This window comes from Pseudomonas asiatica, assembly GCF_009932335.1.
GTDB classification, from domain to species: Bacteria; Pseudomonadota; Gammaproteobacteria; order Pseudomonadales; family Pseudomonadaceae; genus Aquipseudomonas; species Aquipseudomonas asiatica.
Genome location: NZ_BLJF01000001.1, coordinates 3328197 through 3352573 on the forward strand (window position 1 = coordinate 3328197; position 24377 = coordinate 3352573).

Sequence of the window (24377 nt, forward strand, 5' to 3'; positions counted from 1 at the left end):
CCCGCTCCCACAAGGGGCGGCGTCGGCCTTCAGATCGCGAATACCTCAGATCATTTCCTCGGCGCCCTTGCCGCCGAGCACGATCTCGCCGGCCTCGGCCATGCGGCGGGCGATGGTGAGGATTTCCTTCTGCGCCGTTTCCACATCGCTGACCCGTACCGGCCCCTTGGCCTCCAGGTCGTCGCGCAACAGCTCCGAGGCACGTTTGGACATGTTCTTGAAGATCTTGTCCTTGACCCGCTCGTCGGCGCCCTTGAGCGACACCACCAGCACATCGGACGAGACTTCGCGCAGCAGTGCCTGGATGCCACGGTCGTCGACATCGGCCAGGTTGTTGAAGACGAACATCAGGTCTTCGATCTGCTCCGACAGGTCGCTGTCGATTTCGCGGATCGCGTCCATCAGTGCACCTTCCACCGAGCTGTCGAGGAAGTTCATGATGTCGGCGGCGCGCTTGATGCCACCCAAGGTGGTACGCGCCGCGTTGGAGTTGCCCGAGAACTGCTTCTCGAGGATCTGGTTCAGCTCCTTCAGCGCCGCCGGCTGCACGGTGTTCAGCGACGACACGCGCAGGACGATGTCCAGGCGCACCTTATGGTCGAAGTTGCTCAGCACTTCGCCAGCCTGGTCGGGGTCGAGGTAGGCAACCACGATGGCCTGGATCTGCGGGTGCTCGTAGCGGATCACGTCGGCAACGGCGCGCGGCTCCATCCACTTCAGGCTGTCCAGGCCGCTGGTGTTGCCACCGAGCAGGATGCGGTCGACCAGGCCGTTGGCCTTGTCCTCGCCCAGGGCCTGATTGAGCATCTTGCGGATATAGGCATCGGAGCCCACGCCCAGGCTGGTCTGGTCGCCGACGATTTCGACGAACTCGCTCATCACCTGTTCGACCTGTTCACGGTGCACATTGCCCATCTGCGCCATGGCCACACCCACACGCTGCACTTCCTTGGGCCCCATGTGCCGCAGCACCTGGGCGGCATCGGTCTCGCCCAGCGAAAGCAGGAGGATCGCCGCCTTGTCGACGCGGCTCAGCTTGGCGGTAACGGCTCGGTTATCACTCATCGGCGTTGATCCACTCTTTCACGACCTGGGCAACGCGGCCCGGGTCTTCGGCCACCAGGCCTTTGATTGCGTTGAGCTGTGCCTCGTAACCCTCGTTCGGGCTAGGCAGCAGAATGCTTGTCGGGCCACCCAGAGTGACGCGGTCGTTGGCCAGTTCGCCATCCAGACCCATCATGCCGCCCAGCTCCATGTCGCTATCCGAGGCAGCCTGCTTGCCGCCCCCTGTAATGTTGTTCAGCACCGGGCGCAGCACACCGAACACCAGCACCAGGATGAACACCACGCCCAGCACTTGCTTGACGATGTCCCAGAACCACGGCTGCTGGTAGAAGGCGATATCGGCGATCTCTTCGCCACGGTCGGCGGCGAACGGCACGTTGATCACCGTCACACTGTCGCCACGGCTGGCATCGAAGCCGACCGCGTCCTGTACCAGGCGAGTGAAGCGTGCCAGGTCCTCGGCGCCCCATGGCGCACGGGTGGCGTCGCCGGTGGCCGGGTCGATCTTGACCTGGTCGTCCACCACCACCGCCACCGACAGGCGGGTCATGCGCCCCTGCTGCTGGCGGGTGTGGCTGATGGAGCGGTCCAGCTCGAAGTTCTTGGTACTTTGCTGGCGCTTGTCCGACGGGTACGGCGCGAGCATCGGCTGGCCGGTGGCCGGGTCCATGATCTGCTGGCCGTTGGCATCCACCAGCGGCTGGCCAGGCTGGATGGCCGCGGCCGGGGTAGCGGCACCACCGGTGGTCTGCGGTGCCGAGGCCGGGCCTGGCGGCTGGTTGCTCAGTGCGCCGGGGACACCTTGCGGCCCCTGGCTGCTGGCACGCTGTTCGTCGACCGACTGCTCGCTGCGCAGTGCCGGCTGGTCGGGGTTGAACTGCTCGGAGGTGGACTCGACCGCACTGAAGTCGAGGTCGGCAGACACTTCGGCCTTGTAGCGGTCATTGCCCAGCACCGGCTGCAGGATGTTGTGTACCCGCTGGGTGAGCATGCTTTCTACCCGGCGGCTGTAGTCGAACTGCTTGCCTGCCTGGGTCAGGGCGGTGTCCTGGATCTGCTCGGACAGCAGGTTGCCCTTCTGATCGACCACGGTGACCTGGGACTTGTCCAGTTCCGGCACGCTGGTGGCGACCAGGTTGACGATGGCCATCACCTGCCCGGCTTCCAGGGCACGGCCCGGGTACAACTCGACCAGTACCGAGGCGCTGGGCTTGCGTTCGTCACGCACGAACACCGAGCTTTTCGGGATGGCCAGGTGCACGCGCGCGCCCTTGACGTTGTTCAGGCTGGACACGGTACGCGCCAGCTCGCCTTCCAGGCTGCGACGGTAACGGGTGGCTTCCATGAACTGGCTGGTGCCCAGGCCCTGCTCCTTGTCGAGCAATTCGAAACCGACGTTGCCATCGCTTGGCGCCACGCCGGCGGCCGCCAGTTTCAGGCGCGCACGGGAGAGGTCGTCGGCCTTGACCAGCAGAGCCCCGGAGTTGGGCTCGACGTTGTAGGGGATGTCGGCAGCGGCCAGGGTATCCATGACCTGCTTGGTGTCCATGCCCGCCAGGCTGCCGTACAGCGGACGGTAATCAGGTTGTTGCGACCACAGTACCACGGCAAAGCCGATCGCCACGCTGGCGGCCAGGCCGACCAGAAGGCCGATCTGACGCAGCATGGGCATCTGCGCGATATTTTCCAGAAACGCCATGCCGAACAGCGGCGGCTTGGCCGCGGGCGGGCCGCTCTTGGCAGGGGCGTTGTCGACGACTGCTTCAGCCATGGTTTACGTCCGTCCTCAAACCGGCATCTGCATGATGTCCTGGTACGCCTGGACCAGCTTGTTGCGTACCTGGGTCAGGGCCTGCATCGACACGCTGGCCTTTTGCGAAGCGATCATCACATCGGTCAGGTCGACACCACTCTTGCCGATCTCGAAGGCGTTGGCCAGCTGGGTCGAAGCCTGCTGAGTCTCATGCACCTTGCCGATGGCCTGGCCGAGCATGTCGGCAAAGGTACTCTGCCCCGGTGCCAGCTCGGGAGCGGCGGCCACCTTGGGCAGCGACATGGCATCGGCCTGCATGGCCCGCATGTCCAGCATCAGACGATTGAATTCAACACCTTGGCTCATGACCCTTCTCTCTCCTGCGGCCGCATTTTTTTGACAGTGATGCGGCGGATAGCCAACCTAAAGCAACAAAGGTGCCAGCCTTGGCACGCGCACCTTGGTTCACTGTAGGAGCAGCCTTGTGCTGCGAAAGGGGCCTTTGATGCAACAGACCACCTTCTGCCTTGCTGGCCTCTTCGCAGCACAAGGCTGCTCCTACAAAGGCTGCGCAAGCTCTGAGGTTTTTGTCAGCCGAACAGGCTGGCCTCGACGTCAAACCCGGCATCGCGCATCTGCGCCAGCTTGTAGCGCAAGGTACGCGGGCTGATCCCCAGGCGTTCGGCCGCCTCTTTGCGGCGGCCGCGCTCGGCGCGCAGGGTGTCGATGATCATCTGGTACTCATGACGACGCATGTCATCGCCCAGCCCGCCAGGCTCGGCCACCACCTCGGGTGATGGCTCGATGCCGGCTGACAATGGAATGGCGCCTGCCAGACAAAAATCCGCCGCCTCGATCACCCCGCCCTGCTGCAGGATCAGCGCCCGCTGCAGGGCGTTGTCCAGTTCGCGTACGTTGCCCGGCCAGGCATACGCCTGCAGGCAGGCCCGGGCCTGGGGCGACAGGTGCACCGGGGCGTGCTTCATCTTGGCCACGTGACGCGCCAACAGGCGCTCGGCCAGTTGCAGGATGTCACCCGGGCGTTCGCGCAGTGGGCGCCAGGCCAGGGGGAACACCGAAAGGCGGTAGTAGAGGTCTTCACGGAAACGCCCGGCCGCCACTTCGCCAGCCAGGTCACGGTTGGTAGTAGCCAGCACACGGATATCCAGGCTGATCGGCTTGCGCCCACCCACCCGCTCCACCTCGCGCTCCTGCAACACCCGCAGCAGCTTGGCCTGCAAGGCCATCGGCATCTCCGAGATCTCATCAAGCAGCAAGGTGCCACCCTCGGCCTGCTCGAACTTGCCGGCCTGGGCGGCAATGGCGCCAGTGAAGGCACCCTTTTCGTGGCCGAACAGCGTGGCCTCGAGCATGTTGTCGGGGATGGCAGCACAATTGATCGCCACAAAGGGCTGCGCCGCCCGCGACGATTGCTGATGAATGAAGCGCGCCAGCACTTCCTTGCCGGTGCCGGACTCGCCCGAAATCAGCACGGTCGAGTCACTGCGCGCCACCCGCGCGGCCAGCTCCAGCAACTGTCGACTGGCTGGTTCGCAGGCCACCGGGCCTTCTTCTTCAGCCACGCGCCCGGCGGCATGCCGCTCGACCAGGCTGAGCAACGCCTTGGGCTCGAACGGCTTGACCAGATAGTCGGCGGCGCCTTGGCGCATCGCCTCGACGGCACGCTCCACCGCGGCATGCGCAGTCATCAGCAACACGGGCAGTTGCGGTTGCTGGCGGCGCAGCTGGACCAGCAGTTGGTGCCCATCCATGCCTGGCATGTTCACATCGCTGACTACCAGGCTGAAGGCCTCCTCCAGCACCGCTTCCAGCGCTTCTTCGGCACTGCCCACCGCCTGATAGGCGAAGCCGCCGATTTCCAGGGTATCGCCCAGCGCCTGGCGCAATACGCGGTCGTCCTCGACCAGCAGCACCTTGATCGTCATTACATGCCCTCCGCCAGCTGCCCGTCGATCAACGGCAGCTCCACCCGCACACAGGTGCCACGGCCAACCCTGGAGCGCAGGCGCAGCGCACCTTGGTGCGCGCGCACCACGGCCTTGACCACGGCCAGGCCCAGGCCGGTGCCAGTGGCCTTGGTGGTCAGGAACGGCTCGCCCAGGCGGCCGAGCAGGTCGCCATCGATGCCACTGCCGGCGTCGCTTACACACAGGTGCAGGCTGCGCTCGCGACGGAACAGGTGCACCTTCAGTCGCGCCGGGCCGTCGCTGGCTTGCAGCGCATTTTCGATCAGGTTGAGCAATGCACCAACCAGGGTGTCGCGGTTGCACAGCAGCTCACCCAGGTGGCTGTCGCACTGCCAGCGCACGGCGTGCCCTTGCACATGCGCCTGGGCAGCCTGCTGCAGGGCCTGGAACAAGGCTTTTGGCGTGACTCGATCATTCAGCGGCAGCTCGCCCCGAGCGAATACCAGCATGTCGCGCACCTGGTGTTCCAATTCGTGCAGGCGCTCTTTCAGGGTCCCGGCAAAGCGCTGGCGGGTTTCCGCGCTCAGGTCTTGTTCGGGATCAGCCAGGTGGCTGGCGTAGAGCATCGCCGCCGACAGTGGCGTGCGGATCTGGTGCGCCAGCGAGGCGACCATGCGCCCCAGCGAAGACAGGCGCTCGTGGCGAGCCAGCTGGTCTTGCAGGCGACGGGTTTCGGTCAGGTCGTTGAGCAACACCAACTGGCCAGGCTCGGCATCCAGCGAGCGAGTGGCAATGGACAGACGGCGGCCGTCGCGCAGCGAGACTTCGTGACCGTCATCCTTGCGCGGGGCAAAGCTGCGAGCGATCACCTGGCGCCACAGCTGGCCGACCAGCGGCTCGCCGAGCAATTCGCAGGCGGCCGGGTTGGCTTCGCGTACCAGGCCCTGGCCATCGATCACGATCACCCCGCCGGGCAGCAGGTCCAGCAGGTTCTGCAGGCGGTTGGCCAGGCGTTCCTTTTCGCTCAGTTCATCGATGCGCTGGGCGCTGACCACCGCCAGCTCGCCCTTGAGTTCGCTGACCCGGGCTTCCAGCAGGCTATAGGACTGGCTCAGCTGGCTCGAGACCTGATTGAACAGAGCGAAGGCCTGCTCGACACCCTGGCGGCTGTCCTGCTCGATCGGGGGCTGCCCCTGCGGACCGGGGGCTAGGGATATGTGGGCGGCCTGGGGCATGTTGCTCTCTCGCATGGCTGACCGTCATAAAAACGGTGTGTTGCCAGCGGTGTAGCAATAGCCGTGCCGGAGATGGGGTTTAATGCAGGGTTTGAGATTTTGGTGGGGCGCATATCGTGCGCCGCCGCGGGTATATACGCCTTGACACTTTCTGCGCCTGTGAAATCGAGCGCCGCCCGCGCGGCGCTTCGCGGGACAAGCCCGCTCCCACATTTGTTGCAACGTGGCCATGCCTGTGGGAGAGGCGTTGCCAGCCTTGGTGCAAGGCTTGAGGCAATGGGGCGGCAGTAGTGCCAACCCAGAAATACAGCCATCCCACCAAGGCTGACAACCATGGCCTGACAGGTTCGGCACGTTGCAACAAATGTGGGAGCGGGCTTGCCCCGCGAAGCGCCGCGCGGGCGGCGCTCGATCTCACAGGCGCAGAAAGTACAACGGCAAACACTCGAGAACCGCCGCGCGGGCGGCGCTCGACCTAACAGACACCATCAACGCCAAGCCGAACGCCCCGCCCCAGCCGTCAATCCTCCGCCTGTTCCTCGCCGCCCTGGCGACTCATGCCATACTTGCGCATCTTCTCGACCAAGGTGGTGCGGCGAATGCGCAAACGTTCAGCCGCACGCGCAACGATACCGTTGGCATCGTCCAGCGCTTGCTGGATCAGGCCCTGCTCCAGGCTGCCCAGATAGTCCTTCAGGTCCAGGCCTTCAGGTGGCAGCATGGCGTGGTTGCTGAAGTTCGGCGTATGGCCATTGATCGCCACGCGCTCTTCCAGGTCGCTGCGCAGGCTGTCGACCATCTGCTCGTCTTCGTCATCGACGTAACGGAATTTCTTCGGCAGCTCGGAAACGCCAATCACCCCGTACGGGTGCATGATCGCCATACGCTCGACCAGGTTGGCCAGCTCGCGCACGTTACCCGGCCAGCCGTGGCGACACAGCGACATGATCGACGCGGAGTTGAAGCGGATGGACCCGCGCTTCTCGTGCTCCATACGCGAGATCAGCTCGTTCATCAGCAGCGGGATGTCTTCCACCCGCTCACGCAGCGGCGCCATCTCGATAGGGAACACGTTCAGGCGGTAGTACAGGTCTTCGCGGAACGTGCCCTCCTCGATCATGGTCTCGAGGTTCTTGTGGGTCGCGGCAATGATGCGCACATCGATGCTCTGGGTCTTGTTGCTGCCCACGCGCTCGAAGGTACGCTCCTGCAGCACGCGCAACAGCTTGACCTGCATCGGCAACGGCATGTCGCCGATTTCGTCGAGGAACAGGGTACCGCCGTTGGCCAGCTCGAAGCGCCCGGCACGGCTGGTGATCGCCCCGGTAAAGGCGCCCTTCTCGTGGCCGAACAGTTCGCTTTCCAGCAACTCGGCCGGGATCGCGCCGCAGTTGACCGGCACGAACGGCGCCTCGCGGCGTTTGGAATGGTAGTGCAGGTTGCGCGCGACCACTTCCTTGCCGGTGCCGGACTCACCCAGGATCAGCACGCTGGCATCGGTATCGGCCACTTGCTGCATCATCTGCCGCACGTGCTGAATGGCACGGCTGGTGCCGACCAGGCTGCGGAACAGGTTGGGTTCGCGCTGGCGACCACGCTCGCGCGCCTGGTCGTACATCTCGCGATAGACCTGGGCACGGTGCAGCGAATCCAGCAGCTGGCTGTAGCTTGGCGGCATTTCCAGGTTGGAAAGCACCCGGCGGCGAAGGTCTTCCGGGAACTCCGCAGAAGAAATTTCACCTAAAAGCAGAACCGGAAGGAACTCATCCCACCCAGTCACTGTCTTAACGAGCCCAAGCACACTGCCCGGGGCATTTACAGTGCCAATAAGCACGCACAGCACTTCGCGACTCGAAGACAACGGCTCGACCACTTGCTGCCAGTCCTGGCTGGAGCAAGCGAGGTTTTCTTCGCCGAGGAAGTTAAGCACCACCGCCAGGTCGCGGCGGCGTGCGCTGTCGTCGTCGATCAGCAGAATCTTGGTTTCACGCCACATGCAATAGCAACTTCCCTAGTCATATCGGCGCCCGAGGGCGTGCTCGACATCATTCCGACTGAATGGTCAGTGTTCGGACGTCTGAAATTCGAAAACAGCCACTAGTAAAGTCAAAAAACACCAGCCAGTCAAATTAATGGCGCATGGCTTTTGGCAACATCTGTGGTCAGGTGAACAAATGGTATACCTTTGCCGCGTTCTTCGCCTGACGGATTTTCGTCATTTCATCCACCAAGGATTGACGTTCGCCACTTGCAACATCGATTAGTTGACGGTATACGGCCAACAACTGCTCAAGGCTGGCACTGACATCGGCCTCATTGCCCTTCGCCTCACTGACCATGTCACCGATGCGCAAGCGGCATTCCAGGTCCAGCTCCCCCACCGCTTCCCAGTTGCGCTCGGCCAGCGCCGCCAGCAGCATTTCCCGGGTCTGCTCGATCCGGGCGATTACTTCGCTCATGTCATCCTCCTTTATCAGGAAGCCGACGACTGATCGCCGATTGCGTCCCAACCTTCCTTCACAGTGATCAGCAGGCGCGCGACCTCGTCGATGATGGCCGGGTCACCCTTGACGTTGGCCTCGATCAGGCGACGGCTCATGTACATGTACAAGCTGTCCAGCTCAGCCAGGCTATCGGCATGGTTTTCCAGGTCCAGGCCTTCACGCAGGCCGCCGATGATGTCGATGGCCTTGCCGATGAGGATGCCCCTTTGCGCGATGTCGTTGCGGGCAATGGCGCCCTTGGCCTGCGCCATGCGATCAAGGCCGCCCTGCATGAGCATCTGCACCAGGCGGTGCGGGCTGGCTTCGGACGTCTGCGCTGCGCCGTTGACTTTCTGGTACTGCCGAAGGGCCAACATCGGGTTCATGGATCTGCCTCGTTGCTGCGGTAAAAAGTTGCTTGTACCTGCTGTATCGCCTGTACGTCAAAAAACTTTAGGGGAAAAGCAAAAAGCCCGGGACGTCTCGCGGACGCCGCCGGGCTTTTGGCATGCTCAGCCGATCAGGATTTCTTGGCCTGGGCGTTGATCGCTTCGAAGATCGAGGTGATCTGGTCGGCCTGGGCTTTCATCTTGCCCAGGGCGGTGTCCAGGGCCACGTACTTCTTGGTCAGCGATTCGGTCAGGGACTCGGTGCGGCGATCAAGCGCGGCCTGCTGGTTCGCCAGCTCCGAGACCGCCTTGTCGAGGTTCGACTTGCGCGTTGCAAGGCTGCCATCGGTCTTGTTGTAAGGATCGATGGCCTTGTTCATGCGCTCGAAGATGCCGTCGGTACCGGTGAACAGCTCCTGCACTTCCGGGCCGAGCTTCTTGTCGTTCATCGCGGCGGTGAACTTGCTGCTGTTGAATTCGAGCGTGCCATCCTTCTGGGTGTTGATACCCAACTGGCTCAGCGTGGTCAGCTGGTCGCCGGCCCCTACCTCACTCAGTACCTTGCGCACATCACCCAGCAAAGAGCGGGTGGTAGGGTCGTTGGTGAGCGGGCCGAGCACCAGCTTGTCATCGTCATCACGGCTGGTCGACGTCAGCGAAGTGATCGCCTTCTGCAGCGTATTGTAGGCATCGACGAAGCTCTGCACCGACTTCTTCAGGCCATCGTTGTCCGCTGCAACGGTGACCGCAGTCGGCGTACCAGTGGTAGCTCCGCTGGCCTTGGGGCTGACCCCGGTCAACTCCAGGGTCATGCCGCTGATGGCGCTATCGAGCGTGTTGGAGGCACTCTTGACCTTCAAGCCATCGATGGTCAGTTCGGCATCCTGGGCCTTGGCAGTGATGAAGCCCGCACCGGTCCCGGACATCTGCGTGGTGCCATCGATTGCCAGCTCGGCGATACCGCTCAGGGAGATGTCAGTCCCCGCACCTGTGGTGGTAGAGCTGAGCACCAGGCGCGAGCCGCCTTCCTCGTTGACGATGTTGGCGGAAATGCCGTTCGCGCTCATTTCCTTGTTGATCTGGTCGCGCACACTTTGCAGCGTCGCACCACTGGCCACGTCCAGGTTGTAGGTCTTGCCGTTCTGGCTGATGGTCAGCTGGCCAGCACTGATCGGGCTGGTGGCCCCACCGCTGAACTGCTGGCTGGCCACTTTCGAGCTGGTGGCCAGCTTGTCTACCACGATGTCATAGCTACCCGCTACCGCCGAGTTGCTCGACTTGATCTTGACCACCGACTCGTTGGCCGAGGTCGCTGCATAGGCGTTGAACGACGGTGCATCCTTGTTGTTGAGCGCCTTCATGGCGTCCTGGAATGCCGTGAGGGCACTGCGCAGCGAGCCGATACCCGAAATCATCGCAGTGTTGTTGCTGGTTTGCCGAGTGATCTGCGCCTGCTTGGCGGATGTATCGGCCTTGACCAACGCGGTCACGATCTCGGTAATGTTGAGACCAGAACCCAGGCCTGTACTGGAAGTAATCGGGCTTGCCATGCTGTAGTCCCTCTCATCAACGCGTCAACCCGCTCCTGCGGGACAGACATGCATCACTTCATTGGTGTTCGCCGCCAACTATACCTTGGCGTCGAACAGAACACTTTTGACATCGCTCAGGCTGTGAGCGATCCGCAGGGCCTCTTCCGAGGGCAACTGGCGAATCAGTTCACCACTGTCGGTCGCGATGACCTTGACCACGATCTTGCCGGATTCTTCATCCGTGGAAAATTCCAGATTACGCTGCGACGCCTTCAGGAACTTTTCGATCTCCGAAACGGCATGTTTGACCTTGTCGGCATCCTGCACCGCCTTGGCGTCTTTCTTGTCGTCTTCGGGTTTTACGTTTTCCGTCGACCGGGCAACCGGTTTTTCGGCAACCTGCTCGGCCGGACGTGCGGCCGGATAAGACAGGTTCAGCTTGACGCTCATGTCCATGCCCACCACCTCGCAATGAAAAGGCGGGGAAGTGCCTTACCAGCACTTCCCCGCCAGCAACCAGGCAGATTAGCCCAGCAGCTTCAGTACTGCCGACGGCAGCTGGTTGGCCTGGGCCAGAACCGAGGTGGAAGCTTGCTGCAGGGTCTGCTGCTTGGTCAGCTGGGCAGTTTCAGCAGCGAAGTCGGTGTCCTGTACACGGCCACGAGCAGCTTCGGCGTTTTCGTTGATGTTTTGCAGGTTGTTGATGGTGCTGGTCAGACGGTTCTGCGCGGCACCCAGGTCAGCACGGTTGCTGTTGATGGTTTGCAGAGCGGCGTCGATGGCCGAAACAGCAGCGCTGAAGTTGGCTTCGGCGGTGGTGGTGTCGGAACCCTGAATGTTGATCGAGGAGGTAACGCCCAGGTCCGAAGCGGTGAACTTGGCGCTCAGGTCGATGGTGATCTGGTTGGCGGAACCGGTGTTGGAACCAACCTGGAAGGTCATGACCGAAGCCGAACCGTCCAGCAGGTTCTTACCGTTCAGCTGGGTGCTGTTGGCGATACGGGTCAGTTCCGAAGCCATCGACTGGAATTCTTTGTCCAGAGCGACACGGTCGTTGGTGCTGTTCGAGTCGTTTCGGGACTGAACGGCCAGTTCACGCATACGCTGCAGGATGTTGGTCTGCTCTTGCATCGCGCCTTCAGCGGTCTGGGCGATGGAGATACCGTCGTTGGCGTTTTTGATAGCCATGGTCTGACCACGGATCTGCGAGGTCATGCGGGTAGCGATCTGCAGGCCGGCGGCGTCGTCTTTGGCGCTGTTGATTTTCAGGCCGGAGGACAGACGGGTCATCGAGGTGCTCAGCGCATCGGAAGCACGGTTCAGGTTTTTCTGAACGCCCAGAGAGGTGGTGTTGGTGTTAACAGTCAAAGCCATGACGAATTCCTCGTTGGATTGGGTACTACGGCTTCCGGCCTTGGCAATTCGCCGGGTGTGGCACAGAGAACCTTCGTAATGTTTATCGTCGTCAGGGCAGTTTGCTTTAGGGCGTTTTCTCACTTTTTTTGCTGGCATCCGGCCATCCCAATGAAATCAAGGGTTTGACGCCAGATTACAGGCGCACTCGCTGCGCAGCAGAGAAAAGAAAACGCCGCCCTGAAGCGGCGGCGTCTTGTAATCGATGAGGGCCGGTCAATCACAGCGCTCGATGATTGCCGAACCCCAGGAAAGGCCTACGCCGAAACCGCTCAGGGCAACCCGCTGGTGCTGCGAACCCAGCACATGCTTTTCCAGCAACAACGGAATGCTCGAAGAGACGGTATTGCCGGTCTCGACCATGTCCTTGACGAACCGCTGCCTGTACTCGCCCTCTACAAAGCGCGCCGACACCGCGTCGACGATTGCCGCGCTACCTTGGTGGAGGCAATAAAGGTCGATGTCGCCGGCCTTGAGGCCGCTGGCATCGAGCAACTGCTGAAGGTGAGCAGGCACCTTGACCAGGGCAAAGTTATAGACCTGACGACCATTCATGAAGAACTTGCCGTCGGTAGTACGCAAGTGCTCGGCCCCTGCTCCGTCGCTGCCAAACAGCGACTTGCCAAGCTGCCATACCGCGCCCTCTCCCATCCAGGTTGCAGTGGCGGCGTCACCAAACAGCATGGTGGTATTACGGTCTTCGGGGTCGACAATCTTCGAGTACGGGTCTGCGGTGATCAACAGGCCGTTTTTCAGCCCTGCCGCTTCCATGAAGCCCTTCATGGCATACAGGCCGTAGACATAGCCCGAGCAGCCCAGGGAGATATCGAAAGCTGCGACCTGGGTGGTCAGCCCCAGCTTGTGCTGCACGATGGCAGCGGTATGCGGCAAGCCTTCGGCGTCGCCGTTCTGGGTCACGACGATCACGACATCGATGGACGCAGGATCAAGACCAGGATTGGCAGCAAACAGGTTTTTTGCTGCCTCCACGCAAAGATCAGAGGTTTCCTGGGAGGCTTCCTTGCGCGGCAGGAAGGTCGAACCGATCTTGCCGAAGATGAAATCCTGGTCCTTGCCGAATTTCGCGCCCTGCGCGTAATTGTCGACGCCCTCGACAGGTACGTAACTGGCGATGCTTTTGATGCCAATCATTGTGGCTTCCCGATAGATATGGCGAAAATTCGCGGGCTTTCGCGCCGGGTTCAGATACCTCGGGTGAAAAGACGACGAGACTGCCCGCAGACTCGATAGCTTAGAGATGCACGTTTCGACTGCCAAGTCACGGTTGTTCATACGATCGGCCAATCGCCCGACAAGATCAATGCCCCTCGTGCGCAACCATGACCCGGCGTGCGCTGCCAGGCACCCGCATCGCGCGGGCACCCGGCATACGACCGTGACTCAGGCCAGCCAGGCCCGGCGCCACGCCTCCAGGCGCTCCCCCTGAAGCAGCCAGTTCGCCCGGACGGCATTCTGCAAGGCATCACCCAACGCTGCCGACGCGTCGCGGTCGTCCAGATGCAGACGAATGACCCGTAGCCAGTCAGCCGTCTGGTTTTCCACCCTCGACAACGGCAAGGTATCTGCGCCAGCGAAACCGGCGACTCGGCTACAGATCACAGGATGTGCGCAAGCAGCGTGCTGGAGCACCCGCAGATCGGCTGAGCAGGCGCTGCCCAAGGTCTCGGCCATCGGCACCAGCGCCAGGTCGAGATTCAGGGCAGCGAGGCTATTGCCCAGCATTTCGCCAGTGACCTGCGGGTGGTGCTCTCGGACGAACGGCCGCAGCGCTTGCGGGCAGTCGCCCAGGACGATCCAATCGACCTCATGCGCCATCGCCGGAACCACCTCGGCCAGCAAGGCAGCATCCTTGTTGCCGATCCAGCCCAGACGCGGCCTTTGCGCCATGCGCCGCAAACCTTGCAACTGGCCCCAGGCAGCAGGTAGCGCGCTTTCAAGCAAGCGCACGTCATCGTGCTGTCCTTGCAACAGCTCCGCCAACGCCGGGGCAGCAACGACCACTCTGTCTGCCTGCATCAGCCCATGGCTCATGCGCTGCAGTAATTCATCCGCACTCAGGCCGGCGTCGAACCCCAATTCCGGGATATAACCGTCCAGCTCATACACCTTGAATGCCTGGGAGAATGCGCGCAGACGACGCAAGGTCTGCAACCCCGCATCCGCCAGCGGGCGCTGCAAGACAATACTCGAGGGCGCATAGCGCTGGATATCCACCAGGGTCAGAACCCCCATGGTTACCGAACCATCGATCAAGCCGGCGTTGCGCATCGCCATGAGGGGCTGTATTACGCGGGCCTGCCCGGCCGCCTGCTGGTCGGCAGCGAAGGCCAGCACCGTCGGAGCAATGCCTTGCAATGGCCGCCAGCACAGACCGTTGTCCTGCCGCGCATGGCTGTGGCCGGCGAGCAATGACTGGTTGGCGTTGTAGGAGGGATCGCTGACCAGTTGCGGCAACCAGCGAGCGTAAAGCGCATCCTCCTGTTCAGCACTGATCGCAGCAGCGGGAGCTGCTTCCAGCAGCAGCCTGGCGCGTGGCGTCCAGACATTCAGATAGCCGGCCTGCTGCAGGCGCAGGCACAGGTCGGCTTCAGCCCAGGGCGCCAATAACGGGTCGACGGAGAAACCACCCGATTGAAGGAAGGTTTCACGCCGCACCATCAGACAACGATCCCCCACGGCTACACCGTTACGCTCGGTCACCAGCGCCGACAGAGCACCCTCATCGCCGAGTACATGCCCGGCGAATGCAGGACCGACGCTGCCACCCAGCCCAAGTACCAGACCTGCCTGCTGAATCACCCCATCGGCGCTCGCCAGCATGCACCCCACAGCCCCGACCTCAGGGCGCTGTGCATGGTTTAGCAAGGCTGGCAGCCAATCACCATCACTGACCATGGCGGTAGCATCCAGCCATAGCAAAAACTCGCCCTGCGCCTCCTGCGCCGCGGCGTTGCGCATGGCCTCACGAGGCTGCCCCGGCATGAAACGCAATACCTGGACTCGTCCTGGCTCAACCTGGCTCAGCATGTCCAGCCACTGCAGCAGCACCGGATCGTCATTGCCTGGTTCTACCAACAGCACTTCATGCGGGACAACTGCCGTGTTCTGCAACAACTGTTCAAGGCAGCGCTGCAACCGTGACAGGTCGCCTTCGATGTAGAGGATCACACTCACCGAGGCTGGCCGCGAATGCCCATAGTCGATCTGGTAGCAATTCGCCCCTTGCTCGATCGAACGAACCTGCGCATCAGGATAACCACGCTCCAACAGATGCTTCTGGATGACCGTGCGCTCATCGTCGCATACAGTGAGGTCCGGCAGACTGGAGATCAACAGCGGCTCGCTGATATGACCCACAACCCCCAGGCCATGGTCGACAATCAATCGCAGCTGGTAGGCCAATTCGAAGCCCCCCCCTGCAGCCGGGTCGAACCCACCCTGCTGCACGAGCGTGCGCATGTGGTACAACCAGTGCCGCGACAATGCGGCCGGGTGCGCCAGCAACATGTCCAGATTGAGGTCGGGTCGCAGACGGGCTTCAACGCTGTCATCGGCGCCTCGCACGGCCTCGTCGGCAAACACCGCACCAAACGTCACCGGAGCCTGTGCCAGGTCGAGAGCCGCCACCAGCAGGCCACTGGCGGTAAATTCCACGCCCGCGTCTACCAGCATGCACCAATCACAGGGGCTGCTCTCCAGCAGGCCATTGATGGCGGCCAGCGGCGCTCGAGCATCAGCTGGCAACCACTGCACGTTCGGGCGACGCGGCTCCACCGCACCCAGCACACAGACCTGGATGCGTTGGTACAGTAAGTCGTCCAGGCTGCCCAGGGTACGCGCCAGGGCTCCCGGGTCGCCGTGATCCCGCACCAAGACGGCGATCGAGGGCGCATCGGGCGCCACCAGCCGGTCCTGCATCAACTGTAACTGCTGCGGCAGCGGGTAACGCTGACGCAGCCATGCCAGCATACCGCTGTGATTGCCGGCCGCCTCGCGACGGGCTGCAAACTGGGTCTTGGCGATGAACACCTCGAGGTGTTGCCAGAAGGGTGCCGTTCTTTCCACATAACGCTGCAGGGCACCTTCCAGCCCTGCGCTGGCACGCTCGAATGCGCCGGGCCGATCGAGCATGGCGAAACCCTGGCTGCCGATGAAGCTGGCCTCAAGAAACTGCTCGTCGATGCCGTGCCCTGGAATGAAGATCACCGGGCAGCCACAAAGGACCGCGATCACGCAGGTCATCGACCATTCGTGGGTATAAAGCACTTCGGCCTTACGCAGCAGCACTGCCAGCTCGGGTAATGTCAGGGCATTGGCCATGCTCAGCAGCTGGATATCGTCAGGCAACTGCGAATAGTCGATCTGCTCCAGCGGGTGGCGATTCTGGTAAAGGTACTTACCTTCCCGCAGCGTGCCCGGTGCCGGCGCGCTGAACAGCTCGACATCGATCGTCGGCAGGCACAGCAAGTCGCCATCCGGATAGCCATGCCGTGCGGCGATCAGGGCGCCGGAATAGAACAACAGGTCTCTGCCAGCGGCCTGCATGCTCTGGCCGGTAAGAAAACCCTCGAAGTTCAGCAGGAAACGCGCCACCACATCGCAGCCAAGCGGGTTGCCCACCACCACTTCCGGATAGACAGCTATCGGCACCTTGCCTTCGGCCTGATGCCGCTTCTGCGTCAGCGGGTCCAGCAATGGCGTTTTTAGGTCCGGATTGACCACCTGACCGCCACAGATATAAGCCTCGCGCCCGTTCAGGTTGAGCACGTGGCAAAGATAGTGCAGCGACGCGACGCCCGAGGAGGTTTCCCGGTAGTCGGGTGCCAGGATGTAGTACGGATGCTCCGGCTTGGCATACATCAACCTCAGGCGCGTCAGTGCCTGGTCGAGCGAATGGGCGTCAACCCCGGCAGAATTGGGCATCGCTTGGAAACTCCAGAATCAGGAAAATACAGGCAAGCCGGCCTCAGACAGCGCGAGGCTCGGCAAAGAACTGGGCGATTGCTGCGCACACTCGGGCAACCTGGCGAGCAGTCATGTCCGAGTAAAGTGGCAAGCGCACCAGACGCTGGGCAACATCACAGGTTACCGGCAGCTCTCCGATGCTGCGGGAATACCGCAGGCCGGCAGGTGAATCGTGCAGCGGTACGTAGTGGAACACTGCATGGATATCCCGTTCACGCAAGAACTGGATCAGCTCGCTGCGTTCCTGGTTGTTGCGCATCAACAGGTAGAAAATGTGCGCATTGGCTGGCCGCCCCCCTGGCGTACGGGGAAGCTGGAAAAAGCCATCGGCTTCCAGCGCCTGCAACTGATTGTAATAAGCCTCGTACAAACCACGCCGATGAGAGTTGATGCTTTCGCCCTGCTCCAGCTGTGCATAGAGGAAGGCGGCCGTCAATTCGCTGGGAAGGAACGAAGAGCCGACATCGACCCAGGTATATTTGCTGACTTCACCCCGGGCGAACGCCTTGCGGTTGGTCCCCTTCTGCCAGATGATTTCTGCACGCTCGATCAGTTTCGGGTCGTTGATCAGCAACGCCCCTCCCTCACCACTGATGACGTTCTTGGTTTCATGGAAACTCAGGCAACCGAGGTGCCCGATGGTACCAAGTGCACGGGTCTTTTCCCTGGCGAGAATCGCCTGAGCAGCGTCTTCGATAAGCATCAGGCCATGGTTGTTGCAGATACGCAGCAGCGCGTCCATGTCACAAGGCTGCCCTGCATAATGCACCGCCACGATCGCCTTGGTTTTCTCGGTGATCGCGGCTTCGACCAGACGCTCGTCAAGGTTGAGGCTGTCCGGGCGTATGTCCACGAATACCGGAACCGCACCGCGCAGCACGAAAGCATTGGCGGTAGATACGAACGTGAACGACGGCATGATGACCTCATCCCCCGGCCCGACATCAGCCAGGATCGCCGCCATCTCCAGCGCCGCGGTACAGGAATGGGTCAGCAGCGCCTTGGGGCATCCCAGGTTGTCTTCCAACCATTGCTGACACGATTGAGTGAACTGTCCGTCGCCAGCGATGCCGCCGTTCATCACTGCCTGGGCGATATAGAACAATTCCTTGCCAACGACGAAAGGCTTGTTGAAAGGTATGACCTGTTTGCTCACGTTCGTATTCTCCAGCACGTGGTCAGGTGAAATCGCTCAGCGGCAGGTAGCCGCCAATGAGCGCATCGAGAAACTCGACCTGTACTGCCTTCTCAAGGCCGTTACGGGCAAAGAAATCCCTCGCGCGCTGGTAGTAGTGGCCCTCGAGCGCCTGGTCGGCATCGGTATGCCCCGCGTCATAGCCATGCTGGGAAAGCGCCGAACATTTGACTGCCGCGTATTTGCGGCAGCACGCTTCGACCGAATCATCAAGCATTGCGCGCCGATGTGGCCGGGTGTATTCGAAGTACGCACGCGCCTGGGGCGAGAGCTGCACCCCCTGCAACAGCGCCGCCAGGTTGTCAGCCAGCCAAGGCGCAAAGTGATAGCCATCCCGCCGCGTACCGGTCGCAATGAATGTGTTGTCATTGAGCTGGCCGATTACCGGATAGCCATCCAGGCTCACCGGTCGATAGCCGAAGTTGTATCGCACGAAGCCGCTGGCACGGTGCATCTGGTTGACCTGATTGATCGCACCATTTATCAGGGCCGCCACGGACTCGGCACGTGGGACCTGTTCATCGACAGTGGTGATCAGGTTTGTCGCCCCTACCACGAACAGATCGTCCTGATAGGGCGCATGGTAGATACCACAGGCGCCGCCACGATTTGGCGTGCGAAGCACGTAACGACCCTGGATCCCCGGGTTCTTCAGAACAACAGTAGCGCCGACGCCGTTGATGACCCGAATGCAGTCGTCTTCGGCCCACAGCCGGGTCGCCTTGCTGCCATTGGCGAGGACCACACGCTCCGCAGCCAGCACCCGACCATCGGCCAGGCGAGCCCCGCAGGTTCGGCCACCGATCTTGTCGAGAGACTCCACCACACCCTCGACAAAGCGTACACCGCGCCTTGCCAGCGTCTGTTGCAGGGCCTGGATGACACCATCTGGGTTGACCACGCCTTCGCGGGGCAGGAAGAGGGCATTGCGACTGCGATAGGCCGAAGCCGGTGAATAGGCCGGTTCCAGGGTCGGCTCGATCCGCTCATACGGCTCGGCAAACTCTTCGAGATAATCGGCGATGGCGTCGAACGCCTGGTCCTCGAACCTGTTGGAGGCATTGTTGTTGACCAGCACGGTACCCAAACGGTAATGCTCGGCGGGTATCTCGAACTCTTCGACAAACGCCCCCCACAACCGCGCGGAAGCCTGGCTCAACTCGAACTTGAGGCGGTCTCGCGGTTTGTCCAACGCACCCGGCTCCAGCTCCGCGAACGAGTTGAGCATGGCTGCAGCAGCCATCGAGGCGCTGTAGGGCCGCGACATCGGGCCTACCACTGTAATGCGCTCGGCGGGTACCGAACGGGAAAGGCCGGCGGCGATCGCCAGGCCAACCATGCCGTTACCAATGATCAGGAACATGGCATGCCCTCTTACAGCACTTTGACGATGCACAGGGACGGGTAGGTCTGTGAGCGCTTGATCTCGTGACGAACCTTGCCCAGCACTTCAGCTACGTAGGCGTAACCCTCGCCTGGCAGGAAATCACGCTGCAACTGGAAGAACACCAGCTGCGAACCCGGCACACAGCGCGGCAGGATCTGTTCCAAGGCAAACCGGGTCGGCCCTTCCAGGTTCATGTCGAAAAAGGCCAACGCCACCAGCAGATTGCGATTCTCCTCGATGAAACGTGGCAAGGTATCCTTGATATCGCCCTCGACCACCTGATGGCCGCTGGAAACCTGTGGCAAGGCATTGATGCTCTCGTGCAATGCAAGCAGATGGCGCAGGTAATCGGCATAACCGCTGCCGGTATCGTAGCAACCGTCCTGGAAATTTTCGTTGGTCACTTTGCTGTCGCTGGCGTGCGATTTGTAGCCAGCGAAGGTATCGAATGCCGCAATGCGTCGCTGTTTGTTGAACGGCTCGAATATGGCCCTCAGATTCTCGCAGAGCACGGCGTTCTGGCCGCGCCAGGTGCCGAAGTCGAGCACCGAGCCGGGCAGCGAGACGATCTCGCGGTACAGGTCGGAAATCGCCAGCATCCGCGCAAGGGAGGCCGAGCGGATGAACAGGCCGAGGTTGCGCTCCTTTTCGGCGTCATCGAGCGGTGCATTGGCAAAGGACTGCCAGAGTCGTTCCCGTGCCTCTAGCTGACTGTCGCTGGACTGGGTAACGGAAGTAGAGCCTTTCTTGAGCATGGATATCTCCAGGAAACAGGGAAGTCGAATGGCAGGTCACGGGGCCTTGCGCACGAGGAGGGTGAATTCGTACAAGCCATAGTCGTGCAAGAGTGCCACCTGCCTGGAGTAGGTTCTTTTGCACAGATCAAAGTAGAAGCACGGGTCACCGTAATACAGGTAGTCGCGCATGAATGGCGCGTCGGAGTAGCTGGTAAGGCAGTTGAAGGCAAAGCCTTTGGTCGAGCACGCATCCATGGTGCGAAGCACCTCGGCAATATATTCTTCCCAGGCTTCCCGTGGCGTCTGCTGGGACACGTTGAAAATGCCGCTGGCTACCGCGTAATCGGCCGTCCGGGTGGGCCGGTCGGCGACCTCGAAACAGGTGAACTGGTCCTCACCATGCGTGGCGCGGGCCGACGCAATCATTTCGGGTGACAGGTCATAGCCGTGATAGTCCACTACGCCGCCGCGTTCGCGCAGCCAGTCGAGCAATGCCCCATAACCACAACCCACGTCGACCAGGCTGAAACCCCGCTGCCATTCTTCCTGCGACACCAGTTTGAGCAGCTGTTCGAAGCGCAGATGCTGGGAAGCAGTACCGTTCCAGTCAACCCCTTCCGGAGTGGCGCCATGCTCGCGAATACGCGAGGAATAGTACTGTTCCACTTCTCGCAAAATGGTCGTGCTCATGGTCGCCGCTCCAGGAAGGCAGGCGCGTCGGCGCCGGTGTTGAACAGCAGGTCGATGACACTCAGCGCGTGCTGAAATTCGCCGTACAGTTGCGGGTATTCGAGATAGCCGTCATAACTCATGTACGAAAGGCCAAGCCCGGCAGTAGCGAACGCGGCCTCGTCCAGGTAACAGCTGGCTGCCGGTCCCGACAGGTAATGCGTACCACCTACTGCTTGGCATAACTGGATCAGACGCTCATTCTTGCCGGTTGCATGGCCCAGGTTTTCGGAACGATAAAGCGGCGTTCGTATACCCAGCAGGGGGCACAGGCCGGCGATGAACAGGTGATTGATACGCGAAAGATGAGTGAGCTCGGCGGCCTGCTCGAAGAGCGCCCTGACAGGCCCTTCCATCTGCTGGAAGCAGGCCGCGCGACGGTAGCTCATTTCGATGGTCTTCCAGTGGGCAGCCGCCCAGCCAGGCTCACTGATCTCAACTTCGTTGATCAATTGGTCGTAGCGCCCCTTGTTTTTCACCGGGATGCTCAGCCAATGCTCTCCGTGGGCAGTCTTGATCTTGTTGCGGTTACGCCAGTCGCGGCGCGTGTACTGGACATCATCGAAGAGGATGAACGCATCGACGCTGCCGATGAGGTCGAAGTACCCTTTCCAGGGAATGTAGTTGGACTGCAGCACAGCCACTTTCTTTTGCATTCACAACCTCGTCCACACCACGTGAAACCAGGCGCCACGCCTGTCAATTATTTGCCGCCAGGCGCAAAAAAGCCGGGCTCCTGCCCGGCTTTTGCAATTCCCGCGCCAGCTACTTGAACGGGGTCAACCAGCCCGCCTCGGCACCAGCCCACCGGCCATCGACTGCCACTTCACGGGTAAACGCGCTCGGCCACTTCGCCAGCAACCCCTGTACCGCCTCGGGGGCTGGAGCAACTGCACCATCAATCATCAGTTGCGCCTGTGGAGTCCATACCACCAGGCTGCCAGCAGCGGTGGCGGCAAGGCAAAGATCGACATCGGCCGCCATTCCGCCCTGCAACCCGTCGCAGTGCTCGAACACGCCGGTACGTACCATCAAGCAATCCCCCGACACAGCTGGGCAACCGCGCACAACGCAAGACCAGTGATCCTGGCTGGCGTGCTCCCCGGGCAGGCCGGTCCAGGGCGCATGCAACCGCGGCCCTGCAAGCAAATCGTAACCGGCATGCGCGAGACTGCCATCGGCGCCAACCAGGCGCGCGCCGACCACCCCAACCTCCGGCCGTTGTGCCTGGTTGAGCATCGCCTCGATCCAGGCCGGGGAGATCACCTGGCAACGTTCGCTCAGCAACACCAGGTATTCACCGCGCGCATGTCGTGCAGCCTGATTGAACAGGTTCTCTCCCACCTCGGTCACGATCAGACGCAGACGGCCGGCGAACGATCGAAGCGCGTCGGACAGCAGGCCATGTTGATCCTGGGTACAGGCCAGCACGATCTCGTAGCGAGGGTAGCGAGTACGCTGGAACAGACTGCTCAGGCTGCGCTCAAGCGCAGAGCGGTCGCCCTCATGAACCATCAGGATGCTGACCAGCGGCGTCGAGTTGTGCCGGAAATCGATGGTCAACCCGGCAGCACCCTGATCGCTGACCTGCCCCCGATAGCCCAGTCGCTTCAGGTGGCGGTCGAGAATGTCCAGCGCTTCGGAACGCATCGGCTCCGGCGCCTGTCCTCCGATCACCAGATACTCATCCATGTGCGCCATGCCGCCGACCCCGCGCTCTTCCACAAGACGCAGCAACAGATCGTATTCGAGCGCGTGGCCAAAACGGCTATCGAAGCCACCCAGGTCAAGCACAGCCTGGCGGCGAAGCAACCAGTGACGCGACATCAGGGCCGGCTGGCTACGCAACAGGTCGAGATCGCTACCGGGGCGCATGATCCCCAGCAAACGCCCCTCTTCATCGCGTTGTATCTCGTCGGCACAAATGGCATCGCAGGCCGGAGACTCACCCAGCTCCAACTGCAGACGCAGCAGGCCACCACCGGCAAGGATGTCTCCTGCCTGCAGCAACATCATCCATTCACTCGGCAACTGGCGCAGCGCCTGATTCAGGTGTGAAACCCAGTTACCCGGTTCCACCTGGACAAAATGCAAGGTGTCCCGCGCCGTCGTGATAGCCGGTGGTTTCCCGGCCTTGAGGACTACCAGCTTGAAATTGCGCAGCCCGGTAGCCAGCAGGCTGTCGAAGGTCGCCTGCAGGGCAAGGTCATCGTCCTTCAAGTCCGCGACCACGAAACCGATTTGCGGGCCGGGCCGCTTGGCCAGTTGCGCAAGCACGCGTTGACGCACCTCAGACCCTGGCGTTGCATCCGCCAACACCTGCAACAGCCGGCCCGAGCCGGTAGTTGCCAGCCACCCGGGCACATCCTGACCCGGAATGCTGTCGAGGCGCTCAAGCCAGGCACTCAATTCGCGGACTTTTTCCGCGTGCACTTCGACCTCCAGGGTTGCCAGCAGACGCTCGCAGACCTCGCGGCTGAACAAGCCCAATGCCAAGGCCTGCCAATAACGCTGCTGCAGGCTCTCTTTGGTGTCGTTGGGGTGCACTTCGAGCAGTTCACGCTGACGCACCCAGGTGCCTTCCAGTGCATGACGATGCTCCCGTCCGGTTGGCCAGCCGTGGCAAAGAAATTCAAACTGCGCCAGGCGCTGGAACAGGCCCTTTTGGTAGTAAGGCATTTCCATGTACTGCCGGGGTTCGAACTGGCGGTCCGGGTCGCCGATCACACTGGTCCAGCGCGAGGTGAACAGCAACGTCGGCTCGCCTGCATCGTAGCTGCCACGCACCAAGCGGTTGAGCACGACAAAGCCCGCGTCGCCGGCGCATACACCATGGCGTTCGGCGTCCCACGCGCGCAACAGACGCACAGTCCGCACCAGTTGCTCTTCCCGGGCTGTCAGCGACAAAGTGCGCGGCGCCAATTCACAGAGGACGTCGGTCTGGTCGAGCTGGATGATGGCCCCGTCGGCCAGCAACGCCAACGACAGCGCAACCCGCCAACTGGCGAAATCCAGATCCTCCGGCAAGTCGGCCAGCACCGAACGCAGCCTCTCGACCCTGACCACGGCGCGCCAGGCCGGCTGGTTCGCCAACGCATGCGACCGAATGCGCGCCGAGGCCCCCTCTCCCTCCAGCGCCGGAAAAGGGTGGCCCAACTTGTAGTAGGCCACCTGACCATTACCCGGAACGTACCCCAAGGCATAGCCTTGGGCACCGAGCGCCAGCGGATTGGCGCTCAGGCATTCAGCAGCGCTGTCCAGTGCCGGTGCCTGCACGAAGTCAGCATCCAGGGCCATATTGACCAGCGGCGTGGCAACCTGCTGCAGCGCCTGACTCAGGCGTGCGCTGCACAGAGCGCCCGGACTATGGGTCTCAAGGGCCTCCAGAGCCAGGCAGGCAATGCCCGCCTGACGGTAGTAGTGCAACGCTCGCTCACGATGAGCGGCCTGATTATGCCCCAGCAACACTACCGTAACGTCACTGCGCGATCCGCTTGCGATATCGACCATAAAGCACCTTCGAAGGGAGAGTTGGGCGCCCGCTC

At 61.8% G+C, this 24377-nt stretch carries 19 protein-coding genes; all 19 read right to left on the reverse strand.

What is annotated here, in order from left to right:
• Positions 1–45: 45 nt before the first annotated feature.
• Positions 46–1065: a flagellar motor switch protein FliG gene (gene fliG, locus GYA95_RS15485; RefSeq protein ID WP_003257289.1), complete on the reverse strand. Its 1020-nt coding sequence runs from the start codon at positions 1063–1065 to the stop codon at positions 46–48.
• Positions 1058–2836, reverse strand: coding sequence for a flagellar basal-body MS-ring/collar protein FliF (fliF, locus tag GYA95_RS15490; protein ID WP_015271219.1), 1779 nt, complete (start codon positions 2834–2836; stop codon positions 1058–1060). Before fliF ends, fliG begins: the two co-directional genes overlap by 8 nt.
• A 15-nt stretch (positions 2837–2851) precedes the next feature.
• Positions 2852–3184 carry a flagellar hook-basal body complex protein FliE gene (fliE, locus tag GYA95_RS15495; RefSeq protein ID WP_013973606.1) on the reverse strand — a complete coding sequence of 111 codons (333 nt, stop codon included), beginning with the start codon at positions 3182–3184 and terminating at the stop codon, positions 2852–2854.
• Positions 3185–3408: 224 nt separating this feature from the next.
• A complete protein-coding gene (locus tag GYA95_RS15500; protein WP_015271220.1) occupies positions 3409–4764 on the reverse strand; it encodes a sigma-54-dependent transcriptional regulator in 1356 nt (451 codons plus the stop codon).
• Positions 4764–5981 carry a sensor histidine kinase gene (locus tag GYA95_RS15505; protein ID WP_015271221.1) on the reverse strand — a complete coding sequence of 406 codons (1218 nt, stop codon included), beginning with the start codon at positions 5979–5981 and terminating at the stop codon, positions 4764–4766. The genes GYA95_RS15500 and GYA95_RS15505 overlap by 1 nt, the downstream gene beginning before the upstream one ends.
• A 520-nt stretch (positions 5982–6501) precedes the next feature.
• A complete protein-coding gene (gene fleQ, locus GYA95_RS15510; protein WP_015271222.1) occupies positions 6502–7977 on the reverse strand; it encodes a transcriptional regulator FleQ in 1476 nt (491 codons plus the stop codon).
• A gap of 166 nt (positions 7978–8143) precedes the next feature.
• Positions 8144–8440 (reverse strand): hypothetical protein, encoded by a 297-nt coding sequence (locus tag GYA95_RS15515; protein WP_003257286.1) that lies wholly within the window; start codon positions 8438–8440, stop codon positions 8144–8146.
• A gap of 14 nt (positions 8441–8454) precedes the next feature.
• Complete coding sequence (fliS, locus tag GYA95_RS15520) at positions 8455–8850, reverse strand: flagellar export chaperone FliS (protein WP_003257284.1); 396 nt, start codon at positions 8848–8850, stop codon at positions 8455–8457.
• A 134-nt stretch (positions 8851–8984) separates the two neighbouring features.
• Positions 8985–10403 carry a flagellar filament capping protein FliD gene (fliD, locus tag GYA95_RS15525; RefSeq protein WP_015271223.1) on the reverse strand — a complete coding sequence of 473 codons (1419 nt, stop codon included), beginning with the start codon at positions 10401–10403 and terminating at the stop codon, positions 8985–8987.
• A 78-nt stretch (positions 10404–10481) separates the two neighbouring features.
• A complete protein-coding gene (locus GYA95_RS15530) occupies positions 10482–10841 on the reverse strand; it encodes a flagellar protein FlaG (protein WP_015271224.1) in 360 nt (119 codons plus the stop codon).
• A 69-nt stretch (positions 10842–10910) separates the two neighbouring features.
• Positions 10911–11759 carry a flagellin domain-containing protein gene (locus tag GYA95_RS15535; RefSeq protein ID WP_015271225.1) on the reverse strand — a complete coding sequence of 283 codons (849 nt, stop codon included), beginning with the start codon at positions 11757–11759 and terminating at the stop codon, positions 10911–10913.
• Positions 11760–12014: 255 nt separating this feature from the next.
• Complete coding sequence (locus GYA95_RS15540) at positions 12015–12950, reverse strand: ketoacyl-ACP synthase III (RefSeq protein WP_015271226.1); 936 nt, start codon at positions 12948–12950, stop codon at positions 12015–12017.
• A 249-nt stretch (positions 12951–13199) separates the two neighbouring features.
• Entirely contained in the window at positions 13200–16742 is a 3543-nt protein-coding gene (locus GYA95_RS15545) for a glycosyltransferase (RefSeq protein WP_085721200.1), read from the reverse strand.
• Between the two features lie 43 nt (positions 16743–16785).
• The gene (gene rffA / locus GYA95_RS15550; RefSeq protein ID WP_015271228.1) at positions 16786–17940 is read right to left on the reverse strand and encodes a dTDP-4-amino-4,6-dideoxygalactose transaminase; all 1155 of its coding nucleotides are present in this window, start codon (positions 17938–17940) and stop codon (positions 16786–16788) included.
• Positions 17941–17962: 22 nt separating this feature from the next.
• A complete protein-coding gene (locus tag GYA95_RS15555) occupies positions 17963–19342 on the reverse strand; it encodes an NAD(P)/FAD-dependent oxidoreductase (protein WP_015271229.1) in 1380 nt (459 codons plus the stop codon).
• Between the two features lie 11 nt (positions 19343–19353).
• Entirely contained in the window at positions 19354–20121 is a 768-nt protein-coding gene (locus GYA95_RS15560; RefSeq protein ID WP_003257274.1) for a class I SAM-dependent methyltransferase, read from the reverse strand.
• 36 nt (positions 20122–20157) lie between these two features.
• Complete coding sequence (locus GYA95_RS15565; RefSeq protein ID WP_015271230.1) at positions 20158–20793, reverse strand: class I SAM-dependent methyltransferase; 636 nt, start codon at positions 20791–20793, stop codon at positions 20158–20160.
• Positions 20790–21470 carry a WbqC family protein gene (locus GYA95_RS15570; protein WP_223997984.1) on the reverse strand — a complete coding sequence of 227 codons (681 nt, stop codon included), beginning with the start codon at positions 21468–21470 and terminating at the stop codon, positions 20790–20792. Before GYA95_RS15570 ends, GYA95_RS15565 begins: the two co-directional genes overlap by 4 nt.
• 127 nt (positions 21471–21597) lie before the next feature.
• Positions 21598–24342 carry a glycosyltransferase gene (locus tag GYA95_RS15575; RefSeq protein WP_043935795.1) on the reverse strand — a complete coding sequence of 915 codons (2745 nt, stop codon included), beginning with the start codon at positions 24340–24342 and terminating at the stop codon, positions 21598–21600.
• Positions 24343–24377: the final 35 nt, after the last annotated feature.